Annotated in this window: 10 protein-coding genes; 3 read left to right on the top strand and 7 right to left on the bottom strand. The window is 42.5% G+C overall.

The genetic code is table 11. The features are described from left to right. The first annotated feature begins 39 nt into the window (after positions 1-39). Both HXT46_RS01790 and HXT46_RS01785 read left to right on the top strand, forming a co-directional pair. Positions 40-1,575: a phosphotransferase gene (locus HXT46_RS01790; protein ID WP_004575051.1), complete on the top strand. Its 1,536-nt coding sequence runs from the start codon at positions 40-42 to the stop codon at positions 1,573-1,575. A gap of 82 nt (positions 1,576-1,657) precedes the next feature. Continuing rightward, positions 1,658-1,882: a DUF3107 domain-containing protein gene (locus HXT46_RS01785; RefSeq protein WP_004112344.1), complete on the top strand. Its 225-nt coding sequence runs from the start codon at positions 1,658-1,660 to the stop codon at positions 1,880-1,882. Positions 1,883-1,890: 8 nt separating this feature from the next. On the opposite strand, the gene HXT46_RS01780 is transcribed toward HXT46_RS01785, so the two are convergent. Beyond that, a complete protein-coding gene (locus HXT46_RS01780; RefSeq protein ID WP_004137925.1) occupies positions 1,891-2,778 on the bottom strand; it encodes a PHP domain-containing protein in 888 nt (295 codons plus the stop codon). Positions 2,779-2,859: 81 nt separating this feature from the next. Here HXT46_RS01780 and HXT46_RS01775 point away from each other — a divergent pair, with 81 nt between their 5' ends. After that, positions 2,860-3,564 (top strand): vitamin K epoxide reductase family protein, encoded by a 705-nt coding sequence (locus HXT46_RS01775; RefSeq protein ID WP_004112337.1) that lies wholly within the window; start codon positions 2,860-2,862, stop codon positions 3,562-3,564. Positions 3,565-3,641: 77 nt separating this feature from the next. Here HXT46_RS01775 and murI read toward each other — a convergent pair whose 3' ends face one another. From murI to ileS, 6 genes are all read right to left on the bottom strand, one after another. Further along, positions 3,642-4,424: a glutamate racemase gene (gene murI / locus HXT46_RS01770; RefSeq protein WP_004115668.1), complete on the bottom strand. Its 783-nt coding sequence runs from the start codon at positions 4,422-4,424 to the stop codon at positions 3,642-3,644. Positions 4,425-4,474: 50 nt separating this feature from the next. Continuing rightward, positions 4,475-6,100 (bottom strand): ATP-binding cassette domain-containing protein, encoded by a 1,626-nt coding sequence (locus tag HXT46_RS01765; RefSeq protein WP_421786181.1) that lies wholly within the window; start codon positions 6,098-6,100, stop codon positions 4,475-4,477. Positions 6,101-6,116: 16 nt separating this feature from the next. Continuing rightward, positions 6,117-7,865 carry an ABC transporter substrate-binding protein gene (locus HXT46_RS01760; RefSeq protein WP_174190559.1) on the bottom strand — a complete coding sequence of 583 codons (1,749 nt, stop codon included), beginning with the start codon at positions 7,863-7,865 and terminating at the stop codon, positions 6,117-6,119. A 142-nt stretch (positions 7,866-8,007) separates the two neighbouring features. Next, a complete protein-coding gene (locus tag HXT46_RS01755; RefSeq protein ID WP_004115673.1) occupies positions 8,008-9,015 on the bottom strand; it encodes an ABC transporter permease in 1,008 nt (335 codons plus the stop codon). Continuing rightward, a complete protein-coding gene (locus HXT46_RS01750; protein ID WP_192381777.1) occupies positions 9,012-9,899 on the bottom strand; it encodes an ABC transporter permease in 888 nt (295 codons plus the stop codon). The genes HXT46_RS01755 and HXT46_RS01750 overlap by 4 nt, the downstream gene beginning before the upstream one ends. 282 nt (positions 9,900-10,181) lie before the next feature. Next, a complete protein-coding gene (ileS, locus tag HXT46_RS01745) occupies positions 10,182-13,592 on the bottom strand; it encodes a mupirocin-resistant isoleucine--tRNA ligase (protein WP_421786178.1) in 3,411 nt (1,136 codons plus the stop codon). Positions 13,593-13,762: the final 170 nt, after the last annotated feature.

Below are 13,762 nucleotides of genomic sequence, written 5' to 3'. Positions count from 1 at the left end.
ATAAGCAGATTCAAGTTGGTAGCGCTGGCCTCATCGGTCATGCCAGAAGTACAATTCGCCGGAACCCGCCAAAGTGAGCAGGCAAACGCCACCGATGCCGCTGCGGGAATATCTCATGCCGTTATTCAAGACGTTTCTGGTAACCTTTATGACATTTTTGTAAGCTCCGAGAAAAAAGGGCAAAAACGCTTACACGACAGAGCTAGAGCAGCATGGGTGCTGCAAAAAACCAAAGGACTTGCAGCTCTTGGATTTGCACACGAAGAAATGCTTAAGTTTGTTCCTGGCTCCCTTTCAAACCAGAACAATCAAAATACGCAAAATACAAAAGCTGCGCAATCTACACAATCTACACAAGAAGATAACCAATCTGATTCAAACAGCTTATATGGCGAAAGACTTGGACAGGCAGATTTTAATAATCCAACAGTATTGATTTGCCCACATTTAAACGGAAGCGCTAGAGAATTAAGCCTTCTTACAACAGACGATTGCGTAAACGCTGGCACAGCCATGGGCGCAATTCACCGACTAAGCCCAGCATTTTTAACAAAAGGCGGCTACCCTACTTTTACTACTGGTCAGATTCGAGCACAATTAACATCTTGGATTAAAAGGCTACGTCAAGCTGGTCACATTCCTACTGAAATCACCGATAACTGGTCCAGAGTGCTTGAAACCGATGGATTGTGGGCATTTGACACTTGCCCTGTTCACGGCGGTTTTAAAGATGGAGATTTTCTATTTTCTGGATCTACGATTACTGCAATAACCAATTGGCAGAGCATGCAAATCAACGATCCTGCGCGAGATTTAGCGTGGATTTTTGCAAAACTTAATGAACAGCATAGGAATGCACTTCTTAGCGCTTACGGAAGAATGCTAGGAGCCAGATTAGACAGCATGATTATGCTTCGCGCAAACCTATGGCTTCAAATGGAGCAGGTTGGCGACTTTGTTCAAGCTTTGCAGCGTGCGGATACAACTGGGATCATGCGCTTTAAAGCACAAGTAGAACGTCTTGCTCACGAGCTTACGCGTATAAACAATTCTAGAAACGCAAATGCTAATCAAAACAACAATTCAAGCGCAAATCCTGCGTCTTCTCTAACTGTAGGAGATATAGTTAAAGACGATACTATTGAATCTTCTGATGCCACAAATGAGAGCAATATAAGTGCTAAAAGTCAGACAATTGCTTTAAACAGCAATAACGACAGCACGAGTGAAAACCCTACAAAAGTGAACTATTCAAATTCACAAGCGCAAGAAGATTCTTACAAAGAGTCTGATAATACGAATGCTACTAAAACTACATCTGTTGCTGATAATCTAGAAACACAAGTTATAAATAGCATTATCAATAACGCCGATAATAGTAACAAGAATAGTGACGGAAGCATCGAAAGCAAGATTGAGAGCAATAACAGCATCGAAAGCAAAGATAACAATGTAGAAAATACTGGCAAAAATAACAATGAAGATTTAGATAAGCCAGCAACTATTATTATCCCAATGCTAAAAGATGCAGATCAAGCTATTAAAGATGCTAAAGACAAACTGAGTAATTCGTAAATGCTAAATATTAGATGCTAAATATTAAGTAAAATCAAAGAAACCAATTATTAAAAGTATCAAAAGTATTAAAGGAAACAAAATGAAGGTAACAATCGGAGTTAAACACGTAAACGACACTATCAGCTTTGAATCAGAACAAAGCGAAGAAGACGTGCAGAATATTATAACCAATGCAATCAAAGACGAAAAATTAATCACCATTACAGATAAAAATAACAGGAAAATTGTTGTACCTAGCAACTCTTTTGCCTATGCAATAATCGGAGATACCCCAACACACACTGTTGGTTTCAACGCATTGTAATTACAAAACTAGCGATTTAGGATTTTACTCACTACTTCGTCGCTAGTTGTTTCTTCACCAAGACTATTTGGTTTCCCGCTTCCGTGCCAATCAGAGCCGCCAGTAACAAGCAAATCCAAGTCTTTTGCTAATCCAAATAGTCTTTGTCTTTGCGTTAAAGAATTACCACGATGATACACTTCTAAACCATCGAGACCTAAACTAGCGTAATAAGCAATTTGAGAGTCTGAAAGAATAACAGGATTCCTACTATAATCCGCAGGATGTGCAATAACACTCACTCCCCCAGCATGTTTAATAACTTTAATAACTTCATCAACGCTGGGAGAAGGCGTAGGAATGTAATAAGGTCCATGAGGCGCTACTGGCCCTGCAAAAGCCTGAGATCTTGTTTCAAAAACACCTGCAGAAACCAATGCATCTGCAATATGTGGTCTGCCAATCGTAGTCAGATTCCCTTTACCTGCTTGATTAAGAACATCTTGCCAAGTAATCGGAAAATCGTGCGACATAAGCTCCACCATTTTACGCGTACGATTTAAACGACGTTTCCTTGTTAAATCAAACATTTCAATAATGCACTCGTCGTTTGGATTATAACGATAAGCAAGCATATGAACAGATATATTACCTTCTACAGATGTGATTTCGGATCCAAAAATAACTGGAAAATCCGCAATATTAGCAGCTTCTTTAAAATCACTCCAACCAGCAGTAGTATCGTGATCTGTAATAGCCACACCTTTAAGACCAATAGTTTTAGCTTCATTTACCAAATCTTCTGGCGACTTTGTACCATCGGAATAAAAGGTATGACAATGCAAATCCCAACCAGAATTATTCTCATCAGGGTTTGCAAAAAAATCAATATCAGCGCTAGTGCTAGTTACAGTCATACAATTATCGTAAACTGTGGCATGTAACGTTTATCTTATAAACGATTAATCCCTACATTATTAGCGTTTACAGGAGTACTTATGGATAGCTGTAATTCACAAACAGAACTCACAAATATAAATGAGCTATCTAAAACGGAAAACAATGTAGACGAAAAAACACTTTACGAAACAAACTCATTAAAAGGCTGGAGACATTCTGCTACTTGGGTTTACGCTATTATGCTAGTTACTTCTGCAATAGCCCTTCTAACATCTCTAATATTATCTTCTGAAACTTTAGCTCTTGCGCGCACACCGCACAAAGCGCTTGGATGCGATATAAACACTCTCATATCATGCTCTAAAGTAGCTCAAACATGGCAAGCAGAATTCATACGATTTGGCGAACTAAGCTTCCCTAACGCCTTCTTTGGAATAGCCGCCGAAAGCGTATTTGTAACACTTGCTGTAATTGGAATAGCAAAAGTAAAACTTCCAAAATGGCTAGCGATATTTAGTTGGGTAGGCGGGTTATGCGCACTCTTGTACGCGTATTGGCTGTTTTCTCAATCAATGTTCGTAATACAAGTTCTTTGCCCATGGTGCTTAGTACTAATGTTTTGCACTACTATACAATTCATGTCACTTAGCCACGCAACAGTTAGCGCGCAAGGAATTGGATTAAAAAATAAAATTCTAAACGCGTATTACAGAATTAACTACGATTTAATCGTAGACTCACTATGGATATTCGTAATCGTGCTATTAATTTTAAGCAAATACGGTCATGCTATATTTAGTTGAATCAAAAGCTTATACAACTAAATTCATCACATATTTCATCACATATTTATAAGCTGCAATTTAAATTAAAGTTATAATCAGCAGTCACTATTAAGCAGAGATTGCGATAGCTTAGCAATACGATCGCTTGAATCGGAGTTAGTGAGCAAAACACTCCCCTCGTCATCTTTATCCGCAAGAAGATTCATTGAATCTAAGACGCTTTTAAGATGATGAATAGTGCCAGCATTACCATCTACAATCTTCACGCAATCAGGCAAAAACTCACGAAAATAACTTTTATAAAACACAAAATGAGTACAGCCTAAAACAACTGAATCAATATTGTTTAAATCATAAGAATCAAAATACTTATGCAAAGCACTCATAACAATATTTTTATTGCCTAAATCACCATTTTCCACAATTTCTACCAAATCTGGACACGGTCTAGAAAAAATTTGGTGATCTTGCGTAAAACGATTCATAAGTTCCGCAAACTTGCGCTCTTTAAGCGTTAAAGGAGTAGCAGCAACAATCACGCGCTGAGGCTTGCCGCCACCTAAATCGCAAGCAAGCTTAAGAGCAGGTTCCATGCCAATAATCGGCATACTATAGTGCTCACGCAAATCTTTAACAGCAGCAGAAGTGGCAGTATTGCAAGCAATAACAATAGCTTTAACATTAAGACTTGCAAAATGCTCAACAATCTTAAAACTAAGCTCACGCACTTCTTGCGGAGTTTTTATGCCATATGGAGCATTAGCAGAATCCCCAAAGTATATAATGCGCTCATTTGGCATTGCTTCTCGAAGCTCACGAACTACAGAAATACCACCTAACCCAGAGTCAAATACACCTATTGGAGCGCACGAAGACATAAAAACCTCCTAATAAACTCTTACAATGGTACTTTTTAGCACAAACATAATCATTGCAAAACAGCATCAATAAGACTGCGCGTGTATGGATTTTTAGGTAAACGCAATACATCTTTAACGCTTCCCTGCTCAACAATCCTTCCGCCTTTTATAACACTAACTTGGCTAGCAATGCGGCTTACTAAAGCCAAATCATGCGTTATAAACAAGCACGAAAAGTTGTACTGCTTTTGCAAGCTACTTAAAAGATTTAGGATTTTTAGGCAATGATTTGCATCTAACGCCGAAGTTGGCTCATCTGCAATAATCAAAGAAGGACGATTTATTAACGCTCGCGCAATGCCAACTCGCTGTTTTTGACCGCCAGAAAGCTCGTGCGGGAACCTGTTTATTAAGCTTAATGGCAAATGCACTTGATTAAGAACAAGCTCCACGCGCTTTTTGCGCTCTTCTTCGCTAAGACTTTTATTGACAATAAGAGGCTCGGCAATGCTCCAACCTACAGTTTTTAAAGGATTTAGCGCCGAGCCAGAATCTTGGAAAATGAACCCAATATTGCTTAAAATCTTGCGATTTGCGCGTTTTTTGCAATCGGAGTATAAATTAAGACCCTCTATGCTTATGCTGCCAGATTCTGGCTTAAGCTGACCAGAAATAAGCTTTGCAATCGTTGTTTTTCCAGCACCAGATTCGCCAACCAGCGCATGCGTTTTCCCCCTTAAAATATTAAGGTTCAAATCACTTATTGCGTATTTAGAAGGGTTGAAAATTTTAGAATACTTAGCATATTTAGCAGAAACATTTTGAATGTTTACGCAAAAATCGCCAGCCTCCGAACTAGTTGATTCGCTAGCTAAATTACTAATATCAAAATCAACAATAGAGTCTAAAAGAGATCGCGTATAGCTGTTTTTAGGATTAGAAAACACATCTTTAACTAGCCCACTTTCAACAATACTGCCACTGTTCATAACATAAACTGTGTTTGCAACAGCCTTAACAACGCTCATATTATGCGTAATAATCAAAACCGCAATATTATGCTTTTTAGCTAAATCGCGCAAAAGCTGCAAAATCTTACGCTGAGTTGTAACATCCAAAGCTGTTGTAGGCTCGTCTGCAATAAGCAAAGAAGGTTGATTAATAATTGCCATTGCAATCATTGCGCGCTGAAGCTGCCCTCCAGAAAGTTCGTGCGGATAAGACCTATAAACGCGATTTACATCCTTTAGGCCAACCTCGCTAAGGGAATCAAGAACTCGCGATTTTTTAGCGCGAGCGCTCATCTTGCCAAACTTTTCGTGATGATATTTTAATGACTCTTCAATTTGCTTGCCAATGCGCATAACTGGATTAAATGCTGTAGATGGCTCTTGGAATACCATTGAAATAAGCCCCGAACGAATATAAGAATACGGAGCATTATTGCTTAGTAAATCCAAACTGTCATTAGCGCTTGTATTAATAACCGCTTTGCCAGAAACACTAAAATCGCCTGGAAGAAGACCCATTAACGCCAACGAAGTTAAGGACTTTCCCGAACCAGATTCGCCAACCAGCGCACTAATTTTGCCCGCATATAAGTTTAAATATACGTTATGCGTAATCTGATTTTTGCCAATCGCAATAGACAAGTTACTAACGCTGAGCACTGGGTTTTCGCGATTTTCCAACATTTTCTTAAATCCTTTTCTAGTTTCTAAGCGAAACTCGCGCATAGTTTGGATAAGCCGGGAAAGACCCAACAAAGAAGTTTTCCACATTGCTTCCGTGAATATAAGTGTTCTTAGAGTAAATAAGCGGAACGATTGGAGAATCGCGCATAATCTCTTTATCAACATGCTGCCAAAGCAAATCTGCACGCGACTTATCTATAACGCCAACAGCTTGACGAATCAAGGAATCCACTTTTGGATTCGAGTAGCGAGATATATTCCAATTGCCGCCGCCTATTTGCGAAGAGTCAAAAAGCGGACCAATATTTGCATACGCAGAAGGAAAATCAGGCTGCCATTTAGACAAAGCTAAATCGTAGTCGCCAGAATCGCCAGTAATCATATCGGTAAAAATCTGCGAATCCACAGTTCGTATAGAAACATCAATTCCAACGCGCTTTAAGCTTGCTTGAATAGAAGATGCCACTTGCGCCTGATCTGGGCGAGCAATAAGACTAAACTTTAGTTTAGATTTACCCGATTCCTTTAATAATTGTTTAGCCTTTTCTACGTCCCCACGCGGATTTGCAGAATAGAGATTATAGACTTTGCGCTCGCTTACGCCTGGAGTAATAAGCGTTGTTGCAAAACCGCCAGCAACCGCACCGCCCTTTGCTCGCTGATACGACTGCTTATCTACAGCGTACTGAATCGCCTTTCGGATCTTAACATCTTTAATACGGCGATTGTTCATGGCCAAATATTCCAACGCTCCGTCACCGCTTGTAACTAAAAGATTGCTCGACTTGTAGCTTGCTTTAGCTTGTGCGCGTTGAGCTGGAGGCACAAAATCTGCAAGAATAGCATTGTCTGCGCCAGAATTGCCTTGAATCATAGATTGGGCAGCAACAGAAGGATCAACACCAAACTTCCAAATTATCTTGTCTGGGTAATTAGCTCGAATTGAATCCGCGCTGGAATCCCAATTAGTGTTTCTAACCATAACAATTTGCTTGCCAACTTCGTTTTCAACAATTTTGTACGGTCCAGAAGCAACTGGGCTTTTACCATAATCCTGCGCATTCCCAGAATTTAACGGAACGGGAGCAAAGGCCGCCAAAGACGCAACCCAAGGCCAATTAGCAAAAGCAGCATTTAGTTTAAAAATGATTGTTTGATTGTCTGGAGTTTCAATCGAATCCAAAGATTTGCCACTAAACGGACCGGCATAGTCTTTAGCGCCTTCCAAAAGCGCTTTGTGGTAACCGAATCCGCCTGTAAGCGAGTTTGCAAAAGAACGCTCAAGACCATATTTAATATCTTTAGACGTTATTGGGCTTCCATCCTGGTATTTAATGCCTTTTTTAAGAGTGTACTTCCAAGTTTTTCCGCCGTCTAAAGCAGTTCCCGTATCTGTTGCTAAATCGGCAACAACACGCGTTTTGCCACTTGGCGTTACTTTCCACGTTGTTAAAGCGCGGAAAACTAGGCTATTAGAAGTTATTGGCAAACCCTGACTTCTTGCAGGATCAAAATCCATTTTTGATTCAGAGCTTAGAATCGTAAGTGTTCCGCCCTTTTTTGGATTGCTATTAAGCACAGAAGCATTTGGTAGTCTTTTTTGTAGGTTTTGACCACTTTGCACAGCAGTTCCGCAAGCAGAAAATGCATAAACCAGCGAAAACACTAGAATTACAGCAATTGCTCTTAATATATTTAGAGCAAAACCGCGATTAAATTTTTTGATGATTTGATAATAATTTTGTATATTTTGTGTATTTTGCATGATTTTTCCTTAATTTTTTATAAAGTTATAAAGTTATTAAAAATTTTTATTATTGTGATTTAAAGAAGACTTTAGTAGCGACTTTAGTTGCAACCTTAATGGCGATTTTGCTGGCGATTTTAATCGCTCACTAATCACCACTTTAAAGGGCGACTTTAGCCGCTCTAGGATCAAGCAAACAATAACAGACGTCAACAATAAGATTTGCAATTATTACAAGAGCGGCCGAAAACAGCGTAACTCCAACCAAAACTTGCAAATCAAAAGTCTTAACAGCGTCTAAAAGAAGCGAACCCAACCCGTGCATAGAGAACACACGCTCAGTTATAACCGCTCCACCAAGAAGACCGCCAAGATCTAAACCAAACATTGTAAATATTGGTAAAATCGCATTTCGCAAAGCATGATTTACTACAACATGTGAATCAGGCATGCCCTTTGCTATTGCAGTTCGCACATAATCTTTACCAAATTCCCTAATCATTGTAGAACGAGTAATGCGCGCATAAAAAGCGCCATTTATCAACGCTAAAACAATCCAAGCGAGTAGCAGATGCCAAGCCCAGTCAAAAGGATTAGCAAAGAAGCTAACATATCCACCCGTAGGAAAAACGGGAATGTAAACCGCAAAAGCAATAATCGCCAGCAAACCAATTAAGTAGGTAGGAGACGAAATACCAATCGAAGATATTGCTACAATTAAGCGGTCAATCCACGAATCACGCTTAACAGCTTGCAAAACGCCTGCAAATACGCCAATTATCATCCACAAAACAGCAGCGCCAATGGCGATTGATGCTGTAACTGGAAAACGACTAAAAATCAAACCAGTAACAGGTTCATTAAGCGCAAAAGACCATCCTAAGCAAGGAGCCGCGCAAACAATTGCGCTGGCAGATGCAGAATCGCCAAAAGTACGGCCAACAAAAATACCCTGTAAATAGTTAAAAAGCTGACTATACCAAGGCAAATCAGTTCCCATAAACGCAGAAACTTGTGCTAAACGCTCAGGCGTGCAAGGTTTGCCGCACATAAGCTGAGCAGGATTTGTTGGAGTCATAAAGAAAATCAAAAACATTGCCATTGCAATAACAGCAATAACAGCCAAAGCGCTTGCAACGCGCCTAATAATGTAAAGAAAAACGCTCATGCTGCTATCTCCATTTTTGAAGAAAGCCAATCGCCCAGCATATTAAACCCGAGCGCAAGCAGGGACAAAGATAAACCTGGGAATATTAAATACCACGGGTCTACCAATGCCCACTGCACTGCGTCGGATATTGAGCGTCCCCACGAAGGCGAAGGCGGATTCATGCCAACGCCAAGAAATGAAAGTGCCGCTTCAAGTGCAATACGGCCTGGTATAGAAAGTGTTGTATTAACAATGATTATTGGAAGCATGTTTGGCAAAATCTGATTGCGCAAAACATGAAAAGCACTAGCGCCCATAACTCTAGAAGCCACAGCAAAATGGCGATTTTTAAGGCTAAGTGTTTCGCCGCGAACCAATCGCGCCATACTAGGCCAACCAAAAAAGCCGATTATAAGAGTTAAAAGAAGCGGACGCGGGAAAGTTTGAGGCACAATCGCAGAAAGCGCAATCGCAAAGATTAGGAACGGAAACCCAAAGAACACGTCCATAATGCGAGAAATTGCAAAATCAACAAAACCACCAAAATAACCAGCAATAACGCCAATTACAACGCCTAAAACAACGGAGATTGCAGTAGAAGCTAAGCCAATTCCAAGAGAGATCCTTGCGCCGTGAGAGATGATTGCAAATAAGTCAATTCCGCGCAATGGCGTTACGCCAAACCAATGTTTTGAGCTTATTCCGCCTATGCCTATAGGCAACGAAGAATCCGACAAAACATCGGGATTTTCGCTATATGGATCATTACCTGTAATAAGAGTAAAAAGGTCGGCAAAAATCGCCAATAAAACAAACAGTGATATTATTGCAATTCCAACAATTGCGGTAACACTTGATAAGTCGCGCTTACTACGCGAATAAAATACACCGCCCCTTTTCATCGCCACTCATTTCGTTACCTGCACTTTCGTATTGCAATTTTTCTATAAAACTAACAAATACAAACATGAATAAATTTGTATTGTTGTCATAACGAATTTATATGAAGGTATGGAAGTGTAGAAAATCAGAGTGTCGCATTGCTTCACTTTTCGCTTAGAGCGTATCGCGACCCCGATTTCGCCTACACTTATGCGAAATCCGAAGACAAACAAAACGTGCCGACGTATGAATCATACAACGGCACGTTTTTTGTTTAGTTAATTAGCTGTTAGTTGTGTTTTTTACGCGCGCTTAAGACTTACGCTAAGCTCAGTTGCGCTAGAATCAGCCTCAGTAACTTCTAAGCTTGTAGCAAGAGTTTCGTTAGCAATCAAATCACGGAACTGCTCAACTTTAGCAACGTCCACGCTAGGCACATTCAAAGTCAAAGCGATTCGGTCTGTAACATCCAAACCGTTTTCCTTACGAGCATCTTGAACAGCGCGAATAGCGTCGCGAGCGTAACCTTCAGCAAGCAAATCGCTAGTCAAAGCAGTGTCGAGCATAACGAAACCGCCAGTTGGCATTGCAGAAGAAGCCGTATTTGCAGCCGCTTGAGCATCCGAAGACTCAACGCGATTAACAAGCTCATACTCGCCTTGTTCAAGCGCAACTTCGCCGTTTGGAGTCATAACAACAGGAGCGCCAGACTCGTTAACACGCCAATCGCCACTCTTAGAAGCCTTAATAGCAAACTGCACTTGCTTACCCAAACGAGGGCCAGCCGCGCGAGCGTTAACCTTAAGCTCGTGAACAATCTTCAAACCGTGTTCGCTTGCATCTTGCAAAGTGCAGAATGTGACATTCTTCACGTTAAGCTCGCGCTCAAGCACCTGCTCGTAAGGCTCTACAGCAGCAGTATTTTCTGCAACAACAGTCAAGTTTGCCAACGGCTGGCGCACACGCAACTGTTCCGCCTTGCGCAAAGAAAGCGTAGAAGACACAACCTCGCGAACCTTATCCATAGCAGCAACCAAAGCATCGTCGTGCGCAAGAACAGCACCAAGCTCAGTGACCTCGCCAGCCTTAGGGTTCTTCTCGCCATCTGAAAGCATTTGCGGCTCAACCAAATAAGGCCAATCAGCCAAATGCACGGATTCGCCGCCAGTAAGACCACGCCACACAGCCTCTGCTTCCATAGGAGCAAGAGGAGCAATCGTGCGCATAAACACTTCCAACACAGTGTAAAGCGTGTTGAAAGCAGTCTCGTCTTCATTCCAGAATCGGTCGCGGCTGCCGCGAATATACCAATTCGTAAGCACGTCAATAAAATCGCTTACTGCCGCGCAAGCATCGCTAATTGCAAACTCGTTCAAGCATTTTTCTACGCGCTCAACAAGCAAACGCGTGCGAGCAAGCAAATAACGATCCATGTTGCAAAGTCCTGCAACCTCGTCCGCGCGAAGCCTGCGAGCATCGTAACCCTTACCACCGTTTGCAGCGTTCGCATACAAAGTAAAGAAGTAATATGAGCTCCAAACTGGAAGCATAACTTGACGAACCGTATCCCTAATGCCGTCTGCAGTCACAATCAAATTGCCACCGCGCAAAATTGGCGAAGACATAAGGAACCAGCGCATAGCATCTGAACCGTATTCGTTGAAAACACCGTTCACATCCGGATAATTGCGCAAATGCTTACTCATCTTCTGACCGTCGGAGCCAAGCACAATGCCGTGGCAAATCACATTCTTAAAAGCTGGACGGTCGAACAGAGCCGTAGCCATAATGTGAAGCGTGTAGAACCATCCACGAGTCTGGCCAATATATTCAACGATGTAATCGCATGGGAAGTGCTCTTCGAAGAAGTCCTTATTTTCAAAAGGATAATGGAACTGCGCAAAAGGCATAGAACCAGACTCAAACCAGCAATCGAGAACATCCGTAATACGGTGCATTTGCGACTTTCCAGTAGGATCGTCTGGATTTGAGCGCGTGAGGCGATCGATATACGGGCGGTGCATATTCACATTGCCGTCGTCGTCGCGAGGATAATCGCCAAAATCAGCCTTAAGCTCATCCAACGAGCCGTAAACGTCTACGCGAGGATACTTTGGATCGTCACTCACCCACACTGGAATTGGCGAGCCCCAGAAGCGATTACGGCTAATAGACCAATCACGAGCGTTAGAAAGCCACTTACCAAACTGGCCATCCTTAACGTTTCCAGGAATCCAATTAATCTCCTGATTAAGCTCTAGCAAGCGCTTCTTAATCTTTGTAACAGACACAAACCAGCTAGAAACAGGCTTATAAATAAGCGGAGTTGCGCAACGCCAGCAGTGAGGATAGCTGTGCACGTAGCTTTTTTCTTGGAATAGCAACGCGCGCTGATCTTCCGGCATTTGAGCAAGTGGCCCGTCTCCTGCACGCAAGTTACGCAAAATTGGCAAGTTGGCGTCGAAAACGTACAAGCCTTCGTAATCTGGGCAGTCGCTTGTAAACTTGCATCCAGCATCGAGCACGTCAACGCTGCGAATCTCGTGCGCGTTAAGCGTGTTCATATCGTCCTCGCCATAAGGAGCCTGGTGAACAAGACCAGTACCTTCAGCGGTATCAACATAATCTGCTGTGAAAATTGTAAAAGCGTTAGGACCAGGAGTGCCACCCTCAGCGAGCGCAGAATCGCTTGCAAAGTAAGGGAACACTGGATAGTAGCGCCAGCCAGCCATCTCAGCGCCCTTAAGCTCGCGCACAACCTCATAGTTTTCGCCAAGTTCCTTAGTGTAGGAACCAAGCAAAGGCTTACCAATGTAGAACTTTTTGCCAGCAAACTTGCCTTCAGTTGGGCGAACTTCCACGTAATCAATATCTGCACCAACTACGATTGCGAAGTTTGTTGGAACTGTCCAAGGAGTAGTGGTCCAGAATACTGCGTAAGCATCGTCTTCGTCGCGAAGCTTAACAGCCACGGAAACGGTAGTGTCCTGACGATTCTGGTACACATCCGCATCCATGCGAAGCTCGTGGGCACTAAGTGGAGTTTGGTCCTTCGGGCAGTACGGAAGCACGCGGTAACCCTTGTAAGCCAAGCCCTTATCGTAAAGCTGCTTAAATGCCCACATTACGGATTCCATATATGGAATGTTCAGTGTCTTGTAGCCGCGCTCGAAATCAACCCAGCGAGCCTGACGATGTACGTAGTTTTGCCACTCGTTCGTGTACTTCAAAACGCTGGCACGGCAAGCATCGTTGAACTTCGCGATGCCCATTTTTTCGATTTGCTCAACCGACTCGATGCCGAGTTCCTTCTGCGCTTCCAACTCTGCTGGAAGTCCGTGAGTGTCCCAACCAAAAACGCGGTTTACTTTGCGGCCGCGCATAGTCTGATAGCGCGGAACCACGTCTTTTGCATAGCCTGTGAGAAGGTGGCCGTAGTGAGGAAGACCGTTTGCGAATGGAGGGCCATCGAAGAACACAAACTCGTTTTGGCTACCTTTGCCAGACGGGCGGTATTCGATTGACTTGCGGAAAGTGTTGTTTGCATCCCAGTATTGGAGAACTGATTCTTCAAGCTTTGGGAAGGAAGGATTTGGTGCAACTTGCGCGCCGGCGTTTTCTTGCGTTGATGCAGTTACATTTGCTTTCGGATATACGTGATTTGCAGACGTATTTGCGCACGCGCTAGTTGCTGGATTAGTGGATTCGCTCACTGTGCTCTCCTCGCTCAACAGGGTGAATATTTCCCTGCGAGGACGACAGTTATTGCCGCGGTACCACCTCGCTTGCTGCAAGATGCTTACGCAACTCTTGCAGCCTCTCGTGTTTGGCTATACGGGCCAACCCCGTCGGTTCTAATAAGCGAGGATCTTACGAATCCTCG

This window comes from Gardnerella sp. DNF01204 (assembly GCF_049244145.1).
GTDB lineage: Bacteria > Actinomycetota > Actinomycetes > Actinomycetales > Bifidobacteriaceae > Bifidobacterium > Bifidobacterium vaginale.
This window is presented reverse-complemented; position numbering and strand designations above follow the sequence as displayed.

Excerpts from the sequence above, each read along its gene's own strand:
- HXT46_RS01750 (WP_192381777.1), bottom strand. The coding sequence starts at position 9,899 with ATGAAAAGGGGCGGTGTATTTTATTCGCGTAGTAAGCGCGACTTATCA.
- HXT46_RS01755 (WP_004115673.1), bottom strand. The coding sequence starts at position 9,015 with ATGAGCGTTTTTCTTTACATTATTAGGCGCGTTGCAAGCGCTTTGGCT.
- HXT46_RS01780 (WP_004137925.1), bottom strand. The coding sequence starts at position 2,778 with ATGACTGTAACTAGCACTAGCGCTGATATTGATTTTTTTGCAAACCCT.
- murI (WP_004115668.1), bottom strand. The coding sequence starts at position 4,424 with ATGTCTTCGTGCGCTCCAATAGGTGTATTTGACTCTGGGTTAGGTGGT.
- HXT46_RS01775 (WP_004112337.1), top strand. The coding sequence starts at position 2,860 with ATGGATAGCTGTAATTCACAAACAGAACTCACAAATATAAATGAGCTA.
- HXT46_RS01790 (WP_004575051.1), top strand. The coding sequence starts at position 40 with ATGCCAGAAGTACAATTCGCCGGAACCCGCCAAAGTGAGCAGGCAAAC.
- HXT46_RS01765 (WP_421786181.1), bottom strand. The coding sequence starts at position 6,100 with ATGTTGGAAAATCGCGAAAACCCAGTGCTCAGCGTTAGTAACTTGTCT.
- HXT46_RS01785 (WP_004112344.1), top strand. The coding sequence starts at position 1,658 with ATGAAGGTAACAATCGGAGTTAAACACGTAAACGACACTATCAGCTTT.
- HXT46_RS01760 (WP_174190559.1), bottom strand. The coding sequence starts at position 7,865 with ATGCAAAATACACAAAATATACAAAATTATTATCAAATCATCAAAAAA.